Origin of the sequence: Rhodococcus sp. 27YEA6 (genome assembly GCF_044908235.1) — a bacterium.
Taxonomy (GTDB): domain Bacteria; phylum Actinomycetota; class Actinomycetes; order Mycobacteriales; family Mycobacteriaceae; genus Rhodococcus_F; species Rhodococcus_F qingshengii.
Map to the genome: position 1 here is coordinate 126,046 of NZ_JBIYCY010000009.1, position 22,953 is coordinate 148,998.

Annotated in this window: 24 protein-coding genes; 3 read left to right on the forward strand and 21 right to left on the reverse strand. The window is 61.5% G+C overall.

Annotated features, from left to right (window positions below):
* Positions 1 to 2: 2 nt before the first annotated feature.
* The 3 genes from ABH939_RS22300 to ABH939_RS22310 form a co-directional block, all read right to left on the reverse strand.
* Complete coding sequence (locus ABH939_RS22300) at positions 3 to 1,310, reverse strand: serine hydrolase (protein ID WP_065455001.1); 1,308 nt, start codon at positions 1,308 to 1,310, stop codon at positions 3 to 5.
* An 82-nt stretch (positions 1,311 to 1,392) separates the two neighbouring features.
* Entirely contained in the window at positions 1,393 to 2,130 is a 738-nt protein-coding gene (locus ABH939_RS22305) for an SDR family oxidoreductase (RefSeq protein WP_404650150.1), read from the reverse strand.
* The gene (locus ABH939_RS22310) at positions 2,127 to 2,831 is read right to left on the reverse strand and encodes a TetR/AcrR family transcriptional regulator (protein ID WP_404650151.1); all 705 of its coding nucleotides are present in this window, start codon (positions 2,829 to 2,831) and stop codon (positions 2,127 to 2,129) included. Before ABH939_RS22310 ends, ABH939_RS22305 begins: the two co-directional genes overlap by 4 nt.
* Before the next feature lie 175 nt (positions 2,832 to 3,006).
* On the opposite strand from ABH939_RS22310, the gene ABH939_RS22315 reads away from it, so the two are divergent.
* A complete protein-coding gene (locus tag ABH939_RS22315) occupies positions 3,007 to 3,780 on the forward strand; it encodes a DUF4190 domain-containing protein (RefSeq protein WP_404650152.1) in 774 nt (257 codons plus the stop codon).
* Positions 3,781 to 3,793: 13 nt separating this feature from the next.
* Here the strand turns inward: ABH939_RS22315 and ABH939_RS22320 are convergent, their stop codons facing one another.
* From ABH939_RS22320 to ABH939_RS22375, 12 genes are all read right to left on the reverse strand, one after another.
* Entirely contained in the window at positions 3,794 to 4,342 is a 549-nt protein-coding gene (locus tag ABH939_RS22320) for an SMI1/KNR4 family protein (RefSeq protein ID WP_223304592.1), read from the reverse strand.
* A gap of 89 nt (positions 4,343 to 4,431) precedes the next feature.
* The gene (locus ABH939_RS22325; protein WP_404650154.1) at positions 4,432 to 5,532 is read right to left on the reverse strand and encodes an alcohol dehydrogenase catalytic domain-containing protein; all 1,101 of its coding nucleotides are present in this window, start codon (positions 5,530 to 5,532) and stop codon (positions 4,432 to 4,434) included.
* 10 nt (positions 5,533 to 5,542) lie between these two features.
* Entirely contained in the window at positions 5,543 to 6,505 is a 963-nt protein-coding gene (locus ABH939_RS22330) for an ROK family protein (protein WP_083056426.1), read from the reverse strand.
* Positions 6,502 to 7,170 carry an HAD-IA family hydrolase gene (locus tag ABH939_RS22335; RefSeq protein WP_075834608.1) on the reverse strand — a complete coding sequence of 223 codons (669 nt, stop codon included), beginning with the start codon at positions 7,168 to 7,170 and terminating at the stop codon, positions 6,502 to 6,504. The genes ABH939_RS22330 and ABH939_RS22335 overlap by 4 nt, the downstream gene beginning before the upstream one ends.
* Positions 7,167 to 8,051, reverse strand: a complete 885-nt coding sequence (locus tag ABH939_RS22340) for a TIGR03619 family F420-dependent LLM class oxidoreductase (protein WP_083056428.1) — start codon at positions 8,049 to 8,051, stop codon at positions 7,167 to 7,169. Before ABH939_RS22340 ends, ABH939_RS22335 begins: the two co-directional genes overlap by 4 nt.
* Entirely contained in the window at positions 8,048 to 8,845 is a 798-nt protein-coding gene (locus ABH939_RS22345; RefSeq protein ID WP_075834604.1) for a VOC family protein, read from the reverse strand. The genes ABH939_RS22340 and ABH939_RS22345 overlap by 4 nt, the downstream gene beginning before the upstream one ends.
* Entirely contained in the window at positions 8,842 to 9,741 is a 900-nt protein-coding gene (locus ABH939_RS22350; protein ID WP_075834602.1) for an NADP-dependent oxidoreductase, read from the reverse strand. Before ABH939_RS22350 ends, ABH939_RS22345 begins: the two co-directional genes overlap by 4 nt.
* Positions 9,738 to 10,559, reverse strand: coding sequence for an SDR family oxidoreductase (locus tag ABH939_RS22355; protein WP_083056432.1), 822 nt, complete (start codon positions 10,557 to 10,559; stop codon positions 9,738 to 9,740). Before ABH939_RS22355 ends, ABH939_RS22350 begins: the two co-directional genes overlap by 4 nt.
* Positions 10,552 to 11,547 carry a zinc-binding dehydrogenase gene (locus ABH939_RS22360; protein ID WP_404650175.1) on the reverse strand — a complete coding sequence of 332 codons (996 nt, stop codon included), beginning with the start codon at positions 11,545 to 11,547 and terminating at the stop codon, positions 10,552 to 10,554. The genes ABH939_RS22355 and ABH939_RS22360 overlap by 8 nt, the downstream gene beginning before the upstream one ends.
* A 5-nt stretch (positions 11,548 to 11,552) precedes the next feature.
* Positions 11,553 to 12,755: an MFS transporter gene (locus ABH939_RS22365; RefSeq protein WP_404650155.1), complete on the reverse strand. Its 1,203-nt coding sequence runs from the start codon at positions 12,753 to 12,755 to the stop codon at positions 11,553 to 11,555.
* 3 nt (positions 12,756 to 12,758) lie between these two features.
* Positions 12,759 to 13,787, reverse strand: coding sequence for a 3-oxoacyl-ACP synthase III family protein (locus ABH939_RS22370; protein WP_075834597.1), 1,029 nt, complete (start codon positions 13,785 to 13,787; stop codon positions 12,759 to 12,761).
* On the reverse strand, positions 13,784 to 15,019 hold the full coding sequence (locus ABH939_RS22375) for a sedoheptulose 7-phosphate cyclase (protein WP_075834594.1): 1,236 nt from the start codon (positions 15,017 to 15,019) through the stop codon (positions 13,784 to 13,786). Before ABH939_RS22375 ends, ABH939_RS22370 begins: the two co-directional genes overlap by 4 nt.
* A 176-nt stretch (positions 15,020 to 15,195) precedes the next feature.
* On the opposite strand from ABH939_RS22375, the gene ABH939_RS22380 reads away from it, so the two are divergent.
* Positions 15,196 to 15,810, forward strand: coding sequence for a TetR/AcrR family transcriptional regulator (locus ABH939_RS22380; protein WP_063315585.1), 615 nt, complete (start codon positions 15,196 to 15,198; stop codon positions 15,808 to 15,810).
* Between the two features lie 93 nt (positions 15,811 to 15,903).
* Here ABH939_RS22380 and ABH939_RS22385 read toward each other — a convergent pair whose 3' ends face one another.
* The 4 genes from ABH939_RS22385 to ABH939_RS22400 all read right to left on the reverse strand — a co-directional run bounded on the left by ABH939_RS22385 (position 15,904) and on the right by ABH939_RS22400 (position 19,442).
* Positions 15,904 to 16,347: a hypothetical protein gene (locus ABH939_RS22385; protein WP_232329933.1), complete on the reverse strand. Its 444-nt coding sequence runs from the start codon at positions 16,345 to 16,347 to the stop codon at positions 15,904 to 15,906.
* A 21-nt stretch (positions 16,348 to 16,368) separates the two neighbouring features.
* The gene (locus tag ABH939_RS22390; protein ID WP_064443637.1) at positions 16,369 to 17,037 is read right to left on the reverse strand and encodes a FadR/GntR family transcriptional regulator; all 669 of its coding nucleotides are present in this window, start codon (positions 17,035 to 17,037) and stop codon (positions 16,369 to 16,371) included.
* Between the two features lie 102 nt (positions 17,038 to 17,139).
* Complete coding sequence (locus ABH939_RS22395; RefSeq protein WP_404650156.1) at positions 17,140 to 18,345, reverse strand: MFS transporter; 1,206 nt, start codon at positions 18,343 to 18,345, stop codon at positions 17,140 to 17,142.
* A gap of 122 nt (positions 18,346 to 18,467) precedes the next feature.
* Positions 18,468 to 19,442 carry a helix-turn-helix transcriptional regulator gene (locus ABH939_RS22400; protein WP_404650157.1) on the reverse strand — a complete coding sequence of 325 codons (975 nt, stop codon included), beginning with the start codon at positions 19,440 to 19,442 and terminating at the stop codon, positions 18,468 to 18,470.
* Between the two features lie 102 nt (positions 19,443 to 19,544).
* On the opposite strand from ABH939_RS22400, the gene ABH939_RS22405 reads away from it, so the two are divergent.
* On the forward strand, positions 19,545 to 20,012 hold the full coding sequence (locus ABH939_RS22405; protein WP_075834587.1) for a VOC family protein: 468 nt from the start codon (positions 19,545 to 19,547) through the stop codon (positions 20,010 to 20,012).
* 384 nt (positions 20,013 to 20,396) lie between these two features.
* Here ABH939_RS22405 and aztD read toward each other — a convergent pair whose 3' ends face one another.
* Positions 20,397 to 21,644: a zinc metallochaperone AztD gene (aztD, locus tag ABH939_RS22410; protein WP_075834584.1), complete on the reverse strand. Its 1,248-nt coding sequence runs from the start codon at positions 21,642 to 21,644 to the stop codon at positions 20,397 to 20,399.
* Positions 21,645 to 21,706: 62 nt separating this feature from the next.
* Positions 21,707 to 22,951 (reverse strand): benzoate/H(+) symporter BenE family transporter, encoded by a 1,245-nt coding sequence (locus ABH939_RS22415; protein ID WP_075834582.1) that lies wholly within the window; start codon positions 22,949 to 22,951, stop codon positions 21,707 to 21,709.
* Positions 22,952 to 22,953: the final 2 nt, after the last annotated feature.

Below are 22,953 nucleotides of genomic sequence, written 5' to 3' on the forward strand. Positions count from 1 at the left end.
GCCTATCCGAATGACCCGGTCTGGAAGCCGACGTCGCTGCCCGACGAACTTCCCGTCGAGCTACCGAATATGGGTCGTCTCGGAACCAGATCATGCATCAGGTTCACGGCTGCAGGGTCGATCATCGCCGCATTTCCACCGTTCGCCAGAATCGTGATCGACCAGCCGCTGTCGGGAACCAGCAGGGTGATGCAGTTGGATCCCGAGCTGTCTCCGTTTTTCTTGGCGAACCGTTGTGGGAAGTTGGGCGTCGGGGGTTGGAGCTGCCACGCCATTCCCATTCCGAATGCAGGATTCTCCGGAGCTTGCGTGTCGATCTGCTCGAGCATCGAGGTCAGGACTGGTTTGAGCGGGTTGTTTCCGTAGCCGAGAGTTGTTGCAGCCCAAATCGACATGTCCTCGGCGGTGCTGACCAGCCCACCCCCTCCTGCGATCGCACCCGTGTTGTTCCACAGAGGCGCTCGTGTGCCGTCGAGGTGGTACGGAACGGCAAGGTCGGTTGCTTTGGTCTCGATCACGGTACCCATCATCCCGAGCGGGTCGGTGATTTCGCGGGCGACTGCCGCCGCGAATGGTGGCTTCTCTTGTCCCGGAATGATTTTGTCGGCCATGAATGTGCCGAGCAGTCCGAACCCGAAGTCCGAGTACAGCCAGTGGCTACCGGGGGCGAACTCCAAGGCGCCGGCGTCTTGGAGTCCTTTCCAGAGCATATTTCTGGTGTACTTCGCCTTCTCGTCCGTGCACGATCGTGTGGGATCGGCACACCCCGCCGAAAGATTGGGCGGGTCGTCGCTCAGGCCGGAACGGTGGGTGACCAGTTGGCGAAGCGTGATCTCCTCGCCGCCGATGCCTTTCGGCAGCGGGTTGCCATCCGAATACTTGCTCGCCAGGTCGTCCAATCCGACTTCTCCCCGAGCGATCAGTTTCGCCAGTAGTGCAGCGGTGAAGGTCTTGGTCTCCGAGGCGATCTCGAATTGCGTTCGTGGAGTGACTCTCACGCCGTTTTCGACGTCGGCCTGGCCGTAGTGGTACGTAGTGGTGACACTCGCCTTGCGGTTCTTCTCATCCGGTTTGACGATAGCGAAGGCAAGGCCGGGAACGCCGCTGTTCAGCAGTGTCTCTGCGACGCGTTGCACCGCTTGGGCTTCAGCAGGATCGCCGACCCGCGAACCTGGATTGGGTGCCGTGGGGCCGGCGGCGCCGGCGGTCGAGGAGGTCGCGAGGGTTATGACCGCGGTTGCCGCCAGCCCTGCAACGCTGATGAACTGTCGTCGTGACGTCCGGGCGGACCCTCGATCCTGGTTATCCATTGTTTGCACATTACAACCAAAGTCGACTGGTTTGACTGTTTTGTCGGAATTGCCAAGGTGTGGTCCTTAGAGGACAGTGTCGCTAGATCACTCCGCCGTTGACGTAGATGACCTGGCCATTGACCCAACGAGCTGGGCCGGCGAGAAACGCGACAGCCTCCGCGATGTCCGCCGGTGTGCCGAGGCGTTCCAGGGGAGCCAGCTTGGACAGGTTCTCCACTGTAGCTTCGTCTTTCCCGTCAAGGAACAGATCGGTGGCCGTGGGGCCTGGGGCTACGGCGTTGACCGTGATATCGCGTCCCCGTAGCTCTTTCGCGAGAACCAGAGTGATCGCGTCGACAGCACCTTTGGTGGCGGCGTACGCGGCATAAGTCGGAAATGCCAGCTTCTTCACGGAGGTGGAGAAATTGATGATCGCACCACCGCGCCGGACACGTCTGGCTGCCTGCTGGTCGACCACGAAGGTCCCTCGGACGTTGGTCCGATGCATCCGATCGAAATCGTCGAAGTTCAGTTCTGCGACGGTGGAGAGGATCATGATTCCGGCTGCGTGAACGACGACGTCGATGCCCCCGAACTCCTCCTCGACCGTATCGAACAGTGCGGCGACTTCACCTTCGTCGGCGACGTCCGCATGCACCGCTATGGCGCGACCGCCCGCAGCGACGATGGCGTCAGCTGTTTCCCGGGCGCGTTGAATGTTTCCTGAATAGTGCACGGCGACAGCCATTCCGTCGGCGGCGAGCTTCTCGGCAGTCGCTCGCCCGATGCCGCCGGAAGCTCCGGTGACGATGGCGACGCGGGTGGTGGTGTCAGTCATGATGTAACTCCTGAACTGGTTTCGGTTGCATCGGACAGCTTGCGAAGCCACTCTCGTAGTAGGCCGACTTCGTTGGCGGAGAGAGAAGTTGAATCTGCGGCGGCCAGTTGGGCGTCGAGAGTAGATGCAACTCTGTTGAGTGAGGTTTCCGGGTGGGCGCCGGATTCGTCGATGATGGACGCGAAGATTCCGTCGCGAACTCGCTGTGACAGCGTCGGATCGGGGTACTGTTCCGGCCTGACGACGAGCATCAGAGCGACGCCCGCATTGGCGGACATCACCATCTGCGTAGCCACGTCGACCGATACGGTCAGAACACCTGCCGCAGCGCATCGTTCGAGAACGGATCGAAGTAGCGCCTGAGCCTGCAGGGCGGTGTCGGCGCTCTGGGCGGAAGGTGAGTGCATCAAGCGGTAGTGAGCGGGATGCGCGAGCGCGAAGGCGGTGTGCGCATCCCAGCCGGCCCGTAGATCGGCAACGGGGTCATCGGAAGGTGTCGCAGCGCGTTTACCTCCGAGGTATTCGAAGAAGCCCGCCTCGACGACGGCTGCGAGCAGTCCGTCCTTGTCGCCGAACTGACGGTAGAGCGCGGGGGCGCCGACGCCGGCCATCTCGCACACGGCGCGGGTGGATATGTCGCCGTTGGGGGAGGTGTTGAGCAGCTCGGTTGCCGCGGCCAGAATCTTTGCTCTCGAACCCATGGAAACAACGCTAACACAAATATGTAATCGTTGCTATCGCCGGTTTGGTCGTGCGAACGAACTACAGACACAGGCGCCAGAACTTGATCAGATGAGTGAGCCGGTCCGGCCACGGTTCTGTGTGGAGTGACAGCTAGAGCCGTTCTGTTCTCACACTCTGAATGAAGGAATCCTGGTGATCGATTCGGAAACTACTGTTGCGCAGAATAATTCGCATTCCGGTTATCTGGGGTGGATTCTGCGGGTCATCAGTGTCGTGGCGTGCGCTGCGGTTGCAACGGTCGTTGTCTCTCTGACGCTCGGGCCGCCATTCGCGCGGGCCTGGGCACAGTGGGTTGCTCGTCATCTAGGTGGGGACTTCGAGACGGGAGTCGTTGTCGGATTTGTGACTGGGCTTCTGGGCACCGCTGTGACTTTGTTTGCAGCGCTGATGAGTTCGTTGGCGTGGCGGCGACGCGGTGGCCCGGCATTGTCGCTTGGTGTCGGTGCCATTGCCATGCTTGCCGTTATTCCTGGCGCAGTGAATTTGAGTATCGCGGTCGGTGCAGCAGGATCCGGTGTGAGGGCGGCGGGGAGGATCCTCGACGTCGACGGGCCGGCGTTTCGTGGAGCCTGGATAGCCGGATCTGTGGCGGGGCTGTTGCTGTATATGGCCGCGGCGCTGCTGTTAGGGAGGAGCCTTCGTTCGACGTTCGGGCCTGTCAGGCAGGTGGCGGCGCCGCTCCCTGGGGTGGTCGGCGGCACGAATGCCTTGGCCATCGTCGCACTTGTACTTGGAATCTTCGGTGGAGTTCTTGCTATTCCAGTGGGGTATGTGTCGTTGAACCAGATTCGCCGTTCCGGCGAAAGTGGGCGCGGATTGGCAGTGGCCGGACTCGTTCTCGGCTATCTGTCCCTGGTCGTCGTCGTAGGTTTCGTATTCGTGGCTGTGTCCGCGGCCTATCGATAATTTGGGTCGCGCGTCAGAGTTGGGTGGGCTGGAGTGGCTCGATGTCGGAGGTGCGAGGTCCGAACAGGCCCATAGCCCGGGTGCGAATGGACGGTAGTGCTTCGTGGATGCTCCCGCCGAGGCGGTGGAGAGAGTTGAACGAGCGTGATTCCCAAACCGGAAACTCTCCGTCGGTGTCGCGTGATGCTGTGTCCCACAGGAGGGCGTCACCGTTTTCGCTCCATCCGAAAACCTGCAGCGAGTCGGGGAGTGACCAATCGCCGTCGGGTTCGATCATCCAATCGAACTCGTCATCCTGTCCTTCTCTGTAGACCGAATGAAGATGGGCGGTGAGGTTGCGGGCGCGCCCTTGCCAGCCGTCGGCAAATCCGGGAAGGACGGGCGGATAGATGAGCCAGAGTCCGAAGGTCCGCGCCCAACCTGCGTGCCTGATGAATGCGCGATATGAATCGGGGAAGCCCTGCCGGTCGGGAAATCGAAAAGAATCCAAAACAGTGAAATCTATGTGTTGAAGCGTCGACTGGCCTTCTACCGTCAGCGCGTTGGGTCCCTGTGCAAACACGTCCTCAACACTAGCAATGCGAGTTCGTGAAGGATCTTGGGCGGGAGGTCTTGGCTGGTTGTTCCCCGAGTTCGTCGGATCAAATACCTTCAATGGCCCGCAAGATTCACCACCAATCGAATCACCAACTCGCCGTCCACCTCTCGGGTCCGTTTCTCGCAGATCACGTTCATCAATGCGGTGCCCTCATCGATGCCGAGTTGGTGTGTGAGTAGCGTGTCGATCGTGTCGTCGACGCTCGCCAATGCAGCTGCAGCGGAGGCGAGTTGGTCGTTCGTGACTCCTCTGTTGCCAGTCAAGGCAACGCGCAGAGCGCCCCTGGTGAACGTGGTGATCGCGGGTGGTGTCGGTCCGCCCGTGTTGGCTTGTCGCACCCCGGCGATGTCCACCCCGGGTAACAAATCGGACGTGGCCTTGGCCGGCACTCCACCAATCGGATGCATGGCGACAACTCGATCGCCGAGGCGTTCCAGAGCGGTGTCGATCGACGTTACTGTGCCGGCGCGGTGAGTCGCGACCAGCACAGCGACCGAGCCTGTGGTTTTGCGTACCCAGTTCTCGGTAGCGAGCGAGTTGACCACGGATGGAAAGTGATTCGTCGTCCACTCCATGCCGAGTTCGGTGCGGTGGACCATTACTACTCGGACGGTTGGGAAGAGAACGGAGGGTGCGAGGGCCGCAGCCAGATTTCCGATGAGACCGTCGCCGAAAATGAGCAGCGTCTCCGGTGACTCGCGTGAGAGGCAGGAGAGCGCATACCTGACGACGGCGTACGGTTCGACGAGAGTAGCGCGTGCGCTGGAAAGTTCCAGTGGCAACGGCGTGACCAACCCTCCACTGACCGCGGGCACGCCGATGATGACGCGTTGTTGAAACAACCCCTCGACGTTGTGGCCGAGAAGAAACGATGAATCATGCGGATGCGTCGGGTTGACCACGACTCGATCACCTACCTCGAAGTCGGTGACGCCGTCGCCCACTTCGACGACGCGGGTAGCGCCTTCGTGGCCGACAATGGGCGAGGGGTCGTCCCTGTCTCCGCGCACAATCTGAATGTCAGTCCCGCACAGGCTGACTTTCTCGGGGGCGACGAGAAGTTCGCCGGGCCCGGGAGTTGGAGTCGGCCGCTTTTCGACGCTCGACCGACTGCCCCTTCTCACGATTGCGCGATGGGTGAGTTGCGTTGTCATGAATCCTCTTTCACAGCTTGCTTACGCGGAGGCGACCGGCGGCAATATCGTCGGCACCGGACAGGGTGTCGATATCGTGAGGACGGCACAGGTATATCGTCTTACGGATTCTCTCGGGAGTCAGTGACGTGTCCGCGTACGATCGCACCGAGGCGAGTTGGGAACACAGTTCCCTCTCGTACATCTCGGACAGACCTTCGGCGAGCCCGCCACCGATCCCGATGCGATCCAGTCGTGGATCGAGGGCGATCATCGTTCTGACCAGCTCGGCGATCGGCTCGACGACCACGCGCAACAGAAGTGATGCACCAGGGGCGCCTGACTCGAGTGCTGGACCGAACGAATCTCTGTCATAGGGCAATTCGAGAGCCGAGGCGACAGCAGTCAACGCCGAGCCGGACGAGATCGCCGCGACATGTCCGACGCCTCCACATGCGCAGGGTAACTGTCGCACCGTATCCGGCCCCGACGTCACTGCACGAAGGTGGCCGACCTCCCCTTGCAACCCCAATGCGTCCACGGGAATCACTCCCTCTTTTGCATCAGCTATCCGCAGTGCGATCCCGCTGCTGATGGTGAGGTAGGCGATGCGCCGATCGGTGGGACGTGTAAATCCACGAGCGAACGACGCCAACCCTGCCGTCACGTCGTTCACGAGTGTCCATCGAACGTCCGGGCGGTGGGATTCGAGGAGACGCAGCAACGGAATCTCACCGGCAGGAGCGCCGCCCCACAATGGGCCGGATCCATAGGCGACGCCCTTCTGTTCGTCGAGCGCGGCCCCGCACGCCATGTTCACTGCGGCACCCGGCGGTAGATATCGATCCAGTGTCTCGATCAGCTCGCGCAGGAGTTGATCGGGAGTGGCAGACGGTTGTCGGAGCACGCTGGGCGATGGCAGCCGTTCGGTTCGCTCACCGCTGCGGATGCGTAGCCACGTACCTCCCAGATCGACCGATACGGTATCCGTCATATTTCCGGTACCACGTCGATTACGAGCTCCGATCTCTCTCGGGAGAGTCGTAGTGAAGTAAAGTTATTCACTCTCAAAAGGTTTCGTCCGGGCTCGGCTCCGATTGCAACGCATGATGCGCCGGAATCGGCCGCAGCAGCCATGCCGGCCGAGGAGTCTTCGAATACGGTGGAGGAGGCGGCGGGAACCTTCAAGCGCGCCGCCGCTGCAAGAAAGCCCTCGGGATCTGGCTTGCCGACGCGCACGTCCTCAGCGCATACCGACGCGTGTGGAAGCGGGAGGCCGGCTTCAGTGAGCCTTCGCACCATCATCGATCGAGGGGCCGACGTGACAATCGCCCACCGCTCCGGGGGCACAGACGCCAGAAAGTCCTTGGCGCCGGCGATGGCGCGAACTGGATGCGAGTTCTGCTCTTCGCTTTGCCTGATCCAGTTCAGTTCGGATTCGACGTTTGCTCGATTACCGAGAACCCGAACGATGATGTCGGAAGCGATGCGGCCTGGAAGTGCCTGCGCTACCACCGCCCGATCAACGCCGTGCCGGTCCGCGAATTCGAACCAGACGGCCTCGATCGACGCCTGCGAATCGACGAGGGTTCCGTCCATGTCGAACAGCAGCGCCGAGGTCGAAATGGATTGTCGAATCGAGCTGGGCCGCAGAGTCATAAGACGGCCACCCGACTCATTCCCAAACTTTCGCCGGCAATGCGAATCAGATCGAGATCGTGGTCGGTTGAGCGGCGCAGTCGCTGGTCGCCAGGATCGGTATCGAGCACAATCGTCTGTGCACCGATCTCAGACAGAAAATCGATGTCGGCACGTATCTGGTTGATGGTTCCGTACCCGAGTGGACGGTCTGGTGATTCGACAGATTTTTCGGTGGGGAGAAAGTAGATGCGGGGGACGAACTCACGCCCGGGGGCGAGTGAAGCGACTCCAGCGATGCATAGGCCCCGGGTAGGGTGCAATGGGTGCCATGCAGTGCCTAATCTGTTGGTTCGGTCGATCGCAGCGGGTCCGTTGCCGCCGATCCACAACGGAGGGTGTGGTTGCTGCAGCGGTAGAGGTCCGTTGTGCACGCGATGTGTTCCGGCCGAGCCCGGTGCGTCGTATGTCTCCGACGTCCACGCTGCGATCAGGGTTTCGAGAGTGGTATCCGTCAGTCGGCCTCGACGTGTGAACGGAACGCCGAGGACGTCGAAAGCCTGTGCAGTCCAGCCGACCCCGATGCCCACGATCAACCGTCCGCCGCTGAGTCGATCAATCGTCGCGGTCGCATGGGCGAGGTGGGCCGGGTGTCGGTGACTGCCGATCAGCACGCCGCTGCCCAGGCGAATCGACTCGGTACCCGCTGCGAGCCAGGACAGCGTGGCCAGGCACTCGTAAAACGGAGCGGGAGAGCGGCGATTCGCGTCGTCGGTCAACACCACGTGATCCGAGAGCAGGACATTGTCGAATCCGGCAGCTTCCGCTGTCCGGGCCCACGCGAGAATCCCCTCGGGGTCGATCTGCGGCCCGAAGTTGGGGAGATTGATTCCGTACTTCACAGCGAACTCGGAATCAGTCGTGCGGCGCCCCCGTAGCGGAACGTCAGGAAGTTTCCCCCGTTGGCGGTCAAAGGGCGAGGGGCCTCCTGCCGGCCGATGTGGTGCTCGAACAACTCGATGTTCAAGTCGCCGACGGATACCATCGCCATCCGGGACGTTCCTTCGACGTCGAGATCGAACTGTGCCGTCATGAACCCGCGATCCGCTGCGATGTCGGTGCGGAGCACCTCGGTTCCCGAATGGGCGGTCACCAGACGCGCTATCGCGGCGTCGAGGTCCGGGACGCTGTAGCCCGTGTGATCCAAACCGCGGCAGGTCGGGAGAAGGGCCGACGCGATGTCCTCTCGTCTGTGGTGGAGTCGGGCCTGGGTCTCGTGGAAGTATCCCGGCTCCTCGGGCCACTGCTGAAGTTCGAAGAGATCGCCCCACGGCGACCGGAAGTACACCCACTTGTTGCCCGCAATCGGACCCTCGGGTACCTCGATCACGTCGCCGAGGACTGTCACGTCGCTTCGCGAATCAAGGTAGCTCACAGCGAGTTCGATATCGCCGACAGTGAAGCACAGATGGTTGGTGCCGATGTCGACCAACCGCGGCGGGGGTTGATGGGGCCAATCCGCTGATACGAAATCCACGACCCCCGACAATCCGATCGGTACGGAGGCACGTCCGGGGGATCTTACGACGCGGTTCGCACCCAGGAGTGAAGCGAAGAAGTTGGCGGCGGCGTCCGCATCGGGAACGGTGACACCGACTGTGGACAAGGCATTTTCGACATTCGCGGTCACGGTCATGGGATCAGCAGTACCTTTCCTCGGGTTCCGCCCGCGGCCAGCAGAGCGTGGGCTCGGGGTGCTTCGTCGAACCGGAATGTTCGGGCGACAGGGACGGTGACCGAACCGGTCGATACCAGTTCGGCGAATGATTCGAGGCCCGAGCCGTCCTCGTCGACATAGCTTTTCGCCGGTGTGATTCCACGTTGCGGTGCGGGTTGCTCGTTGTCGTCGATGGAGATGAAGGCGCCGTCGTCTCGCACACTGTCGACGGATTCGGCAACACCCGCCGTGTCGACGATGGCGTCGTACTCCTTCTGCGGCAGGTCGACGGGACTCGCTATGACCCTGCTGAGGCTGAGGGCCAAGAGTTCGTCAGTGTCGCTCTCGCGAGCGAGGGCTTCGACGCGGTGTCCCCGCGAGATCAGCAGCGCCGACGCTATTCGGCCCACCGCGCCGGCAGCACCGGTCACCAACACCGTGGATTCTGATGCAAGGTCGAGTTTCTCGAGGCATTGCACAGCGGTGAGCGCCGCGAGTGGGATCGCAGCAGCGTGCTCGAGGGTGACGTTCGACGGAGCGGGTGCGAACAAGGACTGGTCGGCGGTGACGCGTTCGGCATAGGTTCCGTAGCGGTGTGCCGGTTGCGCGATCATTCCGATGACGCGGTCTCCTGGCGTGAAGCGTGTTACCGCGGATCCGACTGCGATAACAGTTCCGGAGACGTCCCATCCCAATACCGCTGGGAAGTGCAACTCGATGGGCAAGAACCCCGAACGGGTCTTCAGATCGACAGGGTTGACGGCAGCGGCTGCAACGGAAACAGTGACGTCTCCGGGGCCGGATGTCGGCTCGTCAACCTCGGTGAGAGTGAGAACGCTTGGGTCGCCGGTGGCTTCGATTGCGATGGCTTTCATGCGATTCCTTTCATGAGACCTTGCGTTGGAGAATGATCGACGGCGTAGCGGGCATTCGCTTCGGCTGCAGTCAGAACCAGTCCGCCGTCGACGGTAACGGTGGTCCCCGTGAGATAGCTCGAACCGGACCCGGCGAGGAACGCCGCGGCTGCTGCGACCTCGTGCACACCGGCCGGACGCCCCAACGGGATAGCGGGGCGATCGATGTCCGCATACGAGGATTCGTCATCGATGCCGTTCATCGCGGTGGCGGTTTCTCCCGGTGCGACGGAATTGACGCGCACTCCGTGGGGCGCGAATTCGAGGGCGAGGACACGACTCGACGCCGCCAATGCGGCCTTGCTGGCGCAGTAGATTGCACCGCCGGTGATGGGGACCGTGTCATGGATCGATGTGATGTTGACGATCGATCCTGCGATACCTCGCGCGATCATCCGGCGCCCCACCGACGAGGCCAACGCAAGTGGGGTGATCGAATTGACGGCCATGACCTCGCGCATTCGATCGATGGCGAGTGCATCTGCGGGTGATCGATCGTTGATCCCGGCATTGTTTACCAGGCAGTGGATCTCACCCAGTTCATCTGTGCATCGCAGAACGGCGTCGACTGTCGATTCGGCATTGCGCAGGTCCAGTTGCAGGGGAACGACGTCGATGCGGAACTGCGCATTTATTTCGCTCACCAACCGTGCGATGCGATCGAGACCATTGCCGTATCCGAGGACGAGGTTGTGACCCTCTTTCGCAAGCGCGAGCGCGATTGCCCGGCCGATACCACTACTCGCTCCGGTTATTACTGTGTATTCGAGCTCACTCAACAGAGATCACCACCTTCGGCCGTGTCCTGTGGCCTTCGAGACGATCGAACGCGGACTGTGCTTCGGTCAGAGGAACCACACTGTCGATCAATGCGGTCAATGCCGGGCGAATCAGCGGGAACAGTTCCGCGGCTCGGCGGTAGTGATCTACCCCGTGACGTACTCCGATGATCGAAATGCCGGCCAGCGCAACCGCTCCGGGATCGATCGATTCCGTGTGCGCCGCGACGCCTACGAGGATGCACTTGCCTCCCGGACGGAGAACGCCTACGGCGGTACCCAGCGCACCGGCGCCGCCAGACGCCTCCACGACCACGTCGTACTGCCCGGTCAGGTGTGTGGCATCGGTGAAACTGTGTGTGACGGTGCCGGAGTCGAGGTGTTCGATCGACCGGGGTTCGAGAACCTCGACGGTGATCGGGTATCGACTCAGCATGGCGATGGACAAGCTGCCGATCGTGCCCGCGCCGACGACGAGAACCCGATCACCCGGCGACACCGAAGCAGCGTCGAGCGCCTCGAGCACCGTTACGAGCGGCTCGATGAGAACGTGCTCCGGTTCGACTGTGACGCGACCGAGTGAAACGACCGTGCGCCGCGGCATGCGGAGGAATTCGGCTGCGGCACCAGGATGTTCGTATAGCCCGACCTCACGCAGATCGGAGCATTGGTTGCGTCGTCCGGCCCCGCAGGCCGAACACGCCTGGCAGAAAATCATCGTGCTCCCGGTGACTACGTCACCCGCCGACAGATCGTGAATATTCGGGCCGGTCTGCTCTACGGTGCCCACCCATTCGTGCCCGAAGTGATGCGGAAACGACGTAAGGCCATCAGTGAGGTATGACGACGTGCCGTGCAACAACTCCAGATCCGTACCGCACAGACCGACATAGGCAACCTTGACGACGACATCGTCAGGCCCGCAGTTGGGACGGTCGATCGTCACGATCGACACGGAACGGGGAGCGTCGATCATCGCAGCTCTCATGGCTTTCACGTCACGCTCCGAGCAGTGCGCCGACTGACGAACAGCAGCAGTACTGCGCCCGCCGCGAGGACTGCCCCGATAGCAGGCAGGACTGCAACACTGTTGCCGCCGGACAGAGCGATCGAGCCGATCCACGCGCCGGCAGCATTCGCCAGTTGGAATCCTGCAATGTTGACCGTGGCAGCAAGGTGCGGGGCTTCGCTTGCGGCACCGATGAGTTTCGAGGCGAGCGGCGGAATAATGGAAAAACCGGTAGCACCGAGCACGAACATCCAGGCGAAGGCAAACCAAGACGTTCCGCCGAAGACGAAGAGAGCGAGAAGTGCCAACGCGAGCGCGGTCAACGCGATGTACAGCGTTTTGTCCAGGTCCTTGTCCGCGTAGTAACCACCGAGTTGATTGCCGACAACAGACCCGACGCCGAATACGAACAACACCACCGTCACCGTCGACACCGAGATGCCGGCATGCTCGGTGAGATACGGCGAGATGTAGGTGAACACCACGAAAAGCGCTGCCTGACTGAGAGCGGTCAGCCCGATCGCCCACAGAACTGGGCCACGGGTGAACACCCGTAGCTCTGAGCTGACGTTCCCGGTCTGGTGCGAGGGAGCGGCGTTGCACGTCGAGGCGATCAGCGCAGCGGTGACCAGCAGTTGGAAAACGGCGATGATCGCAAAAGACCAGCGCCAACCCAGTTGTGTACCGATGAGAGTTCCCAAGGGGACGCCGAGGACCGTCGCCAGGTTCAGTCCGAGGGTGACGCGGGCGATCACACGCCCTTGGAATTCAGGCGCCACCAACGACGTCGCCAGCACCAGGCACAAAGCGAAGAACGTCGCGTGTGGCAGAGCAGTGATGATCCGAAATATCACCATGGTTGCGAAGTTCGGTGCCAGCGCAGTTCCAATGTTGCCGATGACGAAGAGAGCCATCAGAGCCGCGATGAGAGGTGTCCGCGGCACCCTGGTGGTAGCGATCGTCAGTAGAGGGCCACCGATGACCACTGTGACGGCATAGATGGTGACGAGCAGTCCTGCTGTGGAGGTGCTGACCCCGAGGTCGGTGGAGATGTCCGGAAGTACGCCGGCCACAAGGTATTCGACAGTGCCGACGCCGAACACTGCCAGGAGCATCCAGATTATTGCGGCATTCGCGTTGGTAGAGCGAGCCGTTGTCGTCAATTCGTGCGGAGTTTCGACCACCATGGCCTATCCCTTCTCGTATCCGGTGTATTCGACGACTGCGCATCCCCATGTGAACCCGACGCCGATGCCGGTGAGCATGATCCGGTCTCCGGGGTGCAGGGCCTTGCTGCGGCGGAGCAGGTCGAGGCCCAGTAGTGGGTCGGCAGCACCGGTGTGGCCGATGGTTCTGCCGAGTTCGACCAAGGTCTGCTCGGCGCGGATCTTCAGCGGTTCGAAACATTGTTTGCGAAGTAGGACGTTGCCGAAATTCGGTACGATCCAGGTGGCGATGTCACCGTGATGAGTGGCGGCATCACCCAAAGCTGTTTCAGCGCACCGAGACAGGGCGGCCGCGTTGCGTGACCAGAACTCGTCGATGGAGTGAGTCTCGGTGAAGCCCCCCACCCGTGCTCGGAGATCGATCGGGTCGGCGGTGCCGTAGACAGGCATGCTTGTGCGCTCGTGCCCGCGGTGCATCTGCTCGAGGTGTGCATCAGTGACTACGGAAGTCGAAAGAATACGAAAGGGACCCGGATCCGGGCCGATGACAGCAGCGGCCGCGCCGTCTCCGTAGGCGAGACCGCTGTCGGAATTCCACCGGTCGAACAAGGGGAGACGCCAAGCGTCGGATGCAGTTACCAGGCCTTTGCCGTGTCCGTCGAACCAGCGGCCGATCAGTTCGATTCCGACGATTGCTCCGGCGCAGGCTGTTCGGATCTCGATCGGCAGGCAGTCGTCGATGCCAAGTTCGTTCTGAATGTAGGCGCCGCAGTTCCACGCCTCCAGGCCGTTGTGCAGAACCACTGCATGCACGAGTAGGTCGATTTCGTTGCTGCTGATTCCGCTGTCGGCCAACGCAGCTCTGCCTGCGAAAACTGCCATCTCCGGCGCGGATTCGCCGATATCAGGGTCCGACACTGCAACCGAAGTCTGTCCGGTCTTCTGATGTTCGACGGGATCGAACCGTCCTTCGGTCACCATGTCGGAGGCTTGTTCCCGCCTGTCCGGTAGGTATGAGCCGAAGCCTTCGATGTAGAGGCCGCCCCACCTCATGACGCGACCTTCGTCACCGACGTCTCACGGACGCGTAGCTCGTCGCTCTTCCTGTTCAAAAGGGCGGAGGCAGAGTTGATTCCGTCGATCGTGACATCATTGACGAAGTGGTGCCCACCGATCCCGACCGGCAAAGGCAGCCGTTGCCGCCCGTCCCGATGACGCACTGTGTCGGCCAATGCGGCGCCGAGGACGCCCGGTGTGGACAAGACGTCGTTCCAGGTGGGAAGGCCGAGGCGCCTCATTACAGTCAGGACGCGATCAAGTTCAGCTTCACTGACACTTCCCCGCAAATAACCCAGTGCAGACGTCAATGCCATGTCGACAGCTACGGCTTCACCGTGCAGAAGTTCCGGTAGTGCTTCCATCTCGAGCGTGGGCGAGAATGTGTGGCCGTAGTCGACGCAGCGTTCGAGGCAGGATTCCCACAGATTGGGCTGCAGTTCCTCGAGCATCAGGTGGATCGACTCGGCGATGACTTGTGTTGCTGCTGTGTCGAGTTTGTCGGAAGAGCCCTGAAACCTGTCATCGATCAATCGTTCCCCGAAGATTTCCAGCAGTTCGAAGAGGTCGAGGGATTTGATCAAGGCCATCTTGAGTATCTCGGCAAGGCCGTTGGACAAGTGTCGGTTGTCGAGGGTACGCAGGAATGCTCGGTCGACAAAAGTTGCCAGGGCCGGTGCATACGTCCCTAGTCGATTCTTGCCCATGCCGTAGTTGACTCCGGTCTTGACGCCGACCCCGGCGTCGACGAGGCCGATCAGTGTGGTGGGGACCCGGATGTACGGCGTTCCGCGGCGGTAGACGCTCGCGGCGAAACCGACGATGTCGAGTAGAACACCCCCGCCGATCGCGATTACCGGCTCCCTGCGTCGGTCGATGCCGAACCCGTTCATCGCGTCGACCACCCGCACCGCAGAACCCCACTCTTTGACCGTCTCGTCGGCTCGCATCGGTACGAAGGATGCTCGTATTCCGTGGTGTTCGAAGTAGCCTCGAATTCGATCCCCGTGAATTCGGTCGACGTTCGCGTCGATGATGATCAAGCGTCGGTCTCCGCGGTGTAGCGACGCTGCGCTGCACCCGTCGAGTAGTCGAGTGCTGTCCTTGGCGAACAGATTTCGTGCGGCGATCACGTGATACTCGACCTGTTTGACCGCTTCGACCTTCCATGTCGAATCGGTGGCCGCGCTGTGGCTGAGACCCAGTTTGAATGAAGCGGCACTACGCATGTCGATCCCCCTAGACGGTGTGAAAGAGCGTTCGCGAGCTGTGTCAGCAGTACGGCGGTACTTCAGTGAACGAAATGAACTTTCGAGGAGAACAGTAGGACATTCGCATAGTGATCGCTACAAGAGTAGAATAGATCACATTTGGATCGGTAGATGCTGCGGAATTGGGAGGTTGCATGGCCGGGGTGCCGGGACAAGGGCGGAAGTTCGACGTAGACGCGGCCTTGGACAAGGCGATGTATGCCTTCTGGGAGCACGGCTACGAGGGGACATCCGTTGCCATGTTGACTGCTGCGATGCAGATCAATCCACCGAGTCTCTACAGCGCTTTCGGCGGCAAGGAAGGAGTGTTCTTTGCCGCCGTCGATCACTACAACGCGACTCGCGGCGACTTCATGGACCGGGCGTTCGCCGAAGAGCGCGAGGCATCCGAATTGATTCGCCGCCTCTTGAACGACGCGGCGTCCCATTACACCGACGAGTCTTGTCCGGGTGGTTGTCTGATCATCAGCGCGGCGGTCAGCGTGACCGACGCCAACAGTCACATAGCAAACCGATTGCGCGACATGCGAAATGCCAACGTGGTATTGCTGTCGCAGAGGATCGCAGCCGATATCGCCAACGGACTCTTGCCCGCTGACTCCGATCCCGAGGACCTTGCCGAGTTCATCGGCGTAGTCATCCAAGGCATGTCTCAGCGCGCCCGAGACGGTGCAACACAGAGGCAATTGGAACTTGTAGCGAACAGGTCTTTCGACTCGCTGAACTTCTCGAAAGACCTCATCGGCTGAACAGATTTCAGTTGTTGGTCGTGGGTCGAGCTGGATTGGGTGATGGAGAGCATCGAGGTCGGTCCTAGTGACCTTCTATCCCAATATAATTCGTCACTGACCGTGATGGCTGTCGGTTCGTTGAAGGAAGGGGCGGGGCCAGGCGCCGAGTGCAAGGACGGCGAGGGTTGTCTGGACGAGTCCGGTGGTGAAGAAGATGCCCTGCAGCGGCGACCAGGCCAGGATCATGGCTATCTCGACGAAGATCCAGGTCATCATCGTCAGGCCGGCGGCGGCGTGCAGGCCCCACGTCAGACGGAACCTGTTGTGCTGGGCGAAGAGCGCGGCGGCCTGGATGCCTCCGACGACAACGCCGAGGAGGATTCCGGGCCAGAAATATGAAGGGAAGACGGTTCCCTCGATCCACTCAGGAGGCAGGCCCATCCCGCCGCCGATCGTCAGGCCCGCCATTCCTACGAGCGCAGAGAGCAGGTTTAGCCACGCGATGGCGGACAGACCGATCCGGAGACCCCGTGGAGGGAGCGATGTGGACGTCATGCCTGACAACGATAGAGAGGGTCAGTCGAGCCCGTCCATGTTCCTGCGCGTTGCCGCGCTGGCAGCGTCGGCATCACCCGCGACGATGGCTTCCACTAGATCTCGGTGGGCAGCGGCTTCGTCGTCGATCGATTCGGGGTCTCGCGCCGCGACGTCGGTGATCACGTCCAGGGCCGAGTTGCGGAGCGTTTCGATGAATGAATCGAACACCATCGACAACACGCTGTTGTGCGCAGCATTCACCACGGCGCGATGTAGTTCCATGTCAGCGTCGACAAATTCTGTTGGTGTCGAGGCATTTTCACGGGCTTCGAGTGCTGCGTGTAACAGATCGACGTCGGCCGAAGTTCGGCGCATGGCAGCCAGGCGGCCCGCTTCCACTTCCAGGAGTCTGCGTACTTCGTAGACTTCGCGGCGGTCCGAGCGTTTGAGTTCTCGCTCGAGTTCTGTGACCGGTGTCGAGGACATGACGTAGGTGCCGGACCCTTGATGCGAGTAGAGCTGGCCCGACGCGATCAGTGCGCGAACGGCCTCTCTGCCGGTCGAACGCCCGACTCCGAGGAGTGTGCTCAGATCCTGTTCGTTCGGGATTTTGGTCCCGACCGGCCACTCGCCGTCGCCGATGAGGCGCGCAAGTTCGTCCGCGGCTTTCTGTACCAGCGACTGCTGCTTGATCTGGCGCACTGCCATGTGACTGCTCCTGACTGACTCGGTGAACCGCAATGGAGCGGCTCACCGAGTAATACTTCATGTCCTCCGATGAATCTTCAGACTACGGGGCCGTCTTTCGGTTTATCGAAGGGCGATGACGTCCAGTTCGCGCTCCGTCTCGTCTTCCGGGTCGAGTCGTCGATCGCGCAAGGTGAATGCGATGACGGCGCCGACGAACAGCACTGCAGTTGTCGCCCCGATCGCCATGCGCGGTCCGAAGTGATCTGCCAGGTAGCCGAACAGCGGAGATGCGATGCCCCCCACGGACATCGCGAGTCCGAGCGTCACCCCACTTGCTGTGCCGGGGCGATTCGGTAGGTAGTCCTGCGCCAATGTCACCTGTGGCGCGAAGGGCAGGAACATAGCAAATCCGAGACAGACGATTCCCAATTCGGCAACTGCGACGTGCGGGGCGGCAGCGAGCAGTGCCAGTGAAGGTACCGCAAGCAGGTAGCCGAGTCGGATGGATGCGCGTCGACCACGACGGTCCGCGAGGACTCCTCCCAGTAGCGTTCCGGCCGCTCCTGCCAATGTGAAGGAGGACAACACGATTGCAGCGCTCGAGGACGATCCGTTCAGTGCGTTGAGCACGAACGGTGAGACCAACGACAGTGTGGTCACGTACGGAATTGACCAACAGACCGTTACCAGCACGAGTCGTGTGAACGAGCGCCAATCGTCTGACACGGGACCGTTCGCTGCCAGTTGCGCACTCAACGACTGGGCTGACTCGGCCGCACCCGTGTTGGCCGATCGCGACTGGGCGACCATCCACCAAATAGCCGCCACCGCTGCAGGAACTGCGAGTAGATAGCCGCCGGACAAACCGAGTGAGCCAACCACGAGCGTGACAAACGGTGGCGCCAGCGAGGCGCCCAACGTACCGCCCACGGAGAACACGCTCATGGCTTTCTGTGAATGACCTCCAGCCGCGCGTGCCAAATTTGTGGCGGGAGGATGGTATGCGGCGATGCCGATGCCGGCCACGGCAATTGCCAGCCAAGTGACGATGTAGGTGGTGCTCATCGCTGCCACGACAATGCCTGCTGCGGCCGTCACAAAACCTGTGGGTACCAGCCAGTTTCGGCTCTTTCGATCGACCAGCATGCCGAATGCAGGTTGCACGACACTGGATAGTCCGGTCGCGGCGAGCGTGATTCCGGCGACCGCGGAATAGGAATATCCGCGTTCGAGCATCATGAACGGCAACAGCGCAGGCACAGCCCCCTGGTACAGATCGTTCACGACGTGTGTGCCGGTGAGAAATGCAACTTGCCCCTTCTTCATCTCCTTGGGCATCCCTTCGTTCAGGTCTTCAAGTCCTCAGGTCCTCTGAGGACTTGAAAGCTATCACGAACCCGCGGGCGCACGGTTGCGTTGGAGACCTGGATCTCATTCGAGACGACTGACTAACTCTCAGCAGTCGCGGCGTTGCGGGCGGCGAGTTGCGCGAAAGCGTGGGTAAGTTCTGCCGGGCCGACGACATCGATGTCGGTGTCGAATCGGTTGAAGGAGGCTGCCAGCGCCGTCCAAGACCATGATCCGGCTTCGAGACTGCACTGCTCGGGGCCAAGATCTTCGACGATGCCTTCCCCGACAAAGGGAAGAACATAACTGGCTGGTCGATGGAGAACGACCTTGCCGTGGCACGGCCATTTGTTGATATGTTCCGATCCTTTGAAGCGCGCGGACACGTATTCGCTGACGTCGCCGCCGGGGATTTCCTTCGGCGTGAACCGGGGACCGTTCGGGGTGCGTGGGGTGATGCGATCGGCGCGGAAGATTCGCCAGTCGTCTCGCGCGAGATCCCACGCGACGAGATACCAGCGACGCTTGGAGGTCACCAGATGATGCGGCTCCACTCGGCGCGGCGGTGTTATTTCGCTGTTGTCGGTTGAGTGGTCGTTCGAGTAATCGAAGCGGAACACCTCGCGAGCGCGGACTGCAGCGGAAATCGCTACGAGCACCTCTGGGGACACGGAGTCTGCGTCGCCGGAACCGGCCGAAATCGTGGTGAAACTGAGCGCGTCGAGGCGATGGCGCAGACGCGAAGGCATCACTTGCCGCACAGTGGTCAACGCTCGAACCGCATCCTCTTCGATACCGACGCCGGTCAGCGTCGCCGCCTGCAGCGCAACTGCCAGTGCGATGACCTGATCGTCGTCGAACAGCAGGGGTGGCAGCTCGCTGCCGGCGTCGAGTCGGTATCCGCCGTCCGGGCCCATGGTCGCCGCAATGCGGTAACCCATCTCCCTGAGCCGGTCGATGTCGCGGCGGACAGTGCGATGGCTGATGTCGAGCCGCTCGGCGAGTAGAGCGCCCGGCCAGTCGCGTCTCGTCTGCAAGAGGGACAGCAGATTCAAGAGTCGAGTGGTGGTCGCCATGCGGTGAGACTACGACGAGTCTAGGACGAAAACAGTCCTATACGGCTGTGAGAGTCGACGTTGTCAGGGAAAACCCGAGCGACGTTCGTACCAGGAGCAGACATGAGCATCAAGACAACGACCCACCTCAACTTCCGCGGAGACGCCCGCGAGGCTCTGGAGTTCTACCAGTCCGTCTTCGGTGGCCAGGTCACGATCGCAACCTACGGCGACTTCGGGATGCCCAAGGAGGTGCCCGGCGCTGAGAACGTCGTGTTCGGCCAGGTGGAGACAGAGGACGGCTTCTGTGTGATGGCATACGACATCCCTGGACAGTCGGGCGGCTCGGTCGGCAACGCAGGCTCGACACACCGCGAGAACGGCACCACGATCACTGACCAACCGTTCTTCGTCTCGGTTCGCGGTGAAACCCTCGAAGAGGTGCAGAACTACTGGGCCAAACTCTCTGCTGGTGCATCGATCATCGAGGGTCTTGCCGCCGCGGCGTGGAGCCCCGGTTTCGGCATGCTCACCGATGCGTTCGGGGTGACGTGGATCCTCGACGTCGCTGCCGGCGAAAACCCGGCCTGATCATTCAGACGACGAAGCCGCTGGCACCGAAAGGTGTCCAGCGGCTCCAGCGCGTCGGTGCCCGTCTTGCGCCTCTCGGCAAGTGGCCACTCGAAGTGGCAATTCTGGGGTGGTACCCGGGGCAAAGAATCGAACACCGACACCATCTCCAACGAACCTCCACACGGAGTTATTCCATGCTGACTTGTGCCGCGGTCAATCGTGGTCCTGCTCATCGCTCAGCTCCAGCAGAGCTGGCGACAACGGCTTTCGATTCTCTTATGCGCGCGTCGTAGCACCTCGAGGATTGCCTGGGTATGAGATTCCCTGGTCAGTAGGCGAAGCACGAGAACGGCTCAGGCCCTCATCTCGGTGTGAGATGGGGGCCTGAGGTGAGGATCTGAATCAGCCGGTGACACCGGTCAATTCGTTGGGGGCGTGATCGAGAGTGGTCTCGGTCAGGATGCTGCCGTCCTCGAGGTCGACTGCGATCAGCTTCTTCGACGCGGGGTCGGTGACGTAAGCGGTGTGGTCTTCTACGAAGAGCGCGGGCCTGGGCTCTTGCCATTTGGTGGGCTCGGTCCATGCGTCTATGACGGCGATCTTCTTGGTGACGACGCCGGTGTTCGGGTCGATGACGTGGATGGCGCCGTCGGTGCCGAGCACCAGTGCCTCTCCGTGTGGTCCGCGGCCGAGTGAGCGGAAGGTGTAGCTGGTGCCGAGGTCGACGAGCTTGAGTTCGGACGTCGTCGTGTTGGTCAGCGAGACCCGTTGCGGACGTTCGAGTTCGGCGTCCTTGTCGGTCTTGTAATCACCCAGCACGATGTCCGACTCCTCCGAGCCCGCCTGATTTCCGATGCGGCCGTATGCATCCGGACTCTGGACCTTGGTGATCGCTCCGTTCTTGTACACGAGCAACCCGTCCTGGCAGCCCAGCACGATGGCTTCGCCGGCAGCGACTGCTTCGCCGTGGACACCGGGGCACTGTTCGTTGCGCAGGATTTCCCGGCGGTCGGCATCGAGGATGGCAATGCCGTTGCGGGACTCAGAATTTCCGATGGTCGTCAACAGGCTGCCATCGGCAAGTGCGACCGCAACGCCGTGATGGGGTTCTGGCGTGGTGTACGTCTCGACGCGGGGTTGGCGTTTTGCCAACTGCGCCGGATCGAAGATCTCGACCAGTCCCGAGCCGTCGTTGAAGAGAACGGTTTTTCCGGCATGGCGTACAACGTGTCCGGGTTCGTTGGCTGCGAACTCGACCTCGGACATCGCGGGATCGGCTGTGTAGTAATGAGAATGATCACCGTGAGCCGAAGACCACGTGCCGGTGTCGAGCACCTTGAATGCTTCGCCGGCAGAGATCATGACGTGGCGACCGTCGCCGGCCGGGTTGAGTCGGGTGAAGCCGTCGATCTCGGTCTCGCCGACCACGTCGAGGGAAGTTGCATCCAGCACCAGGACGCCGCCGTCGTACGACACGGCGAGACGTGGTGTTGCCGAGGCCTGTTCGGTTGGTGCGGCCGACGTCGTGGTCGTGGTTTCGGACTGGGCGGAGTCCTTGTTGTCGGACGAGCAACCCGTAACGAGGGCGAGTGAGAGGCCTACTGATGTGGCAAGGGTGAGGCGCCGCGACATGCGGGTGTTGAGGTGCATGGGTATAGATCTACTGCTTAATGTAAATGATTGTCAAAGTCGAGTATGCGAATATTCGCATGTCAGGTGTAGTCGGCTCGCTCGAGCATGCGCGAGGCGATGACCCCGAAGACGAGTCCCCAGAAAGCGGCTCCGATATTGAGTAGCTCGATGTCGGAGATCGTCACGAGGAACGCGATCAAAGCGCCGAAGGTGAATTTCCCGCCGAATGCGGTCACGAAGGCTCCCTGTAAGGCCTTGAGCATGGCCAGACCACCCAGAGTGACGATGAATGCCGTCGGAGTTCCCAACATCATCGCGACGAAAGTCGGGGCGAACAGTCCGAAGACGACGGCGAGTAAGCCGCAGAAGATTCCGGCGGTGTATTGGCGTGTCCGCTCTCCCGACGCCGTGAGCAATGCGTTCGTCGGCCCGGTAAGGCACGTCGAGATACAACCCACCGCCGCGTTCACGAGAGAGAACACACCGCAGGCAACCGTTGCTGCCCCGATCGGCGGTTGATGACCCGCTGCGCGGAGGACTGCGATTCCTTGGCCGTTCTGCACGACGACGACTGTGATCGCCAGCGGTACAACCAGTTCGATCATCGCCTGCCAAGACCAGGTTGGCGTGGTCAGCATCGGATGCGCCAGCCACTCGTGCGCGTCGCCGGTGGAGTTGAATCTTCCGGCCGCGAGTATCACGACCACGCCGACGATCAACGCGCCGAGAACGGGCGGAACGAATCTTCCCAGCTTGGCGAACACGCTCAGAGCGACAAAGGTGGCGATCATCGGCAGGGCGATCACCGCGTCGTGGGCGGGCGCTTCGACCAAATCCGTTCCGAAATGAAGGAAAACGCCTGCCACCATTGCCATTACGATGGGCAAGGGTAATGCGGCCATGATCGGTGTGACCCACCCTGTCAATCCCAACAGCAAGATCAGGGCGCCGGTCGCGAAGAACGCTCCGAGCACTTGCTCCCACGGCAGATGCTCCAACGACGCTCCGACGACAACGGTTCCGGGAATCGTCCAGAAGAAGGCCAGCGGCTGCCGGTACAGCCAGGAAGCCGTGATGGTGAGAATTCCGTTGACGAAGAAGGCACCGAAAAGCCAAGAGGCCAATTGAGCTTGACTCAGTCCACCCGCCAACCCCGCAGCGAGAATGACCGCCACCGGCCCGGTGGCCGAGAAGACGATGCCGATGATTCCGTTGGCAATGGACGTTCCGCCGAAGTCGCGCAAGACCCGCTTCGGGCCGTAGAGCGGTTGGGGGAGTGGCTCGGTGACGACGCGAACGGGCGCAGTCGTCGTAGTGTCCGGCATGT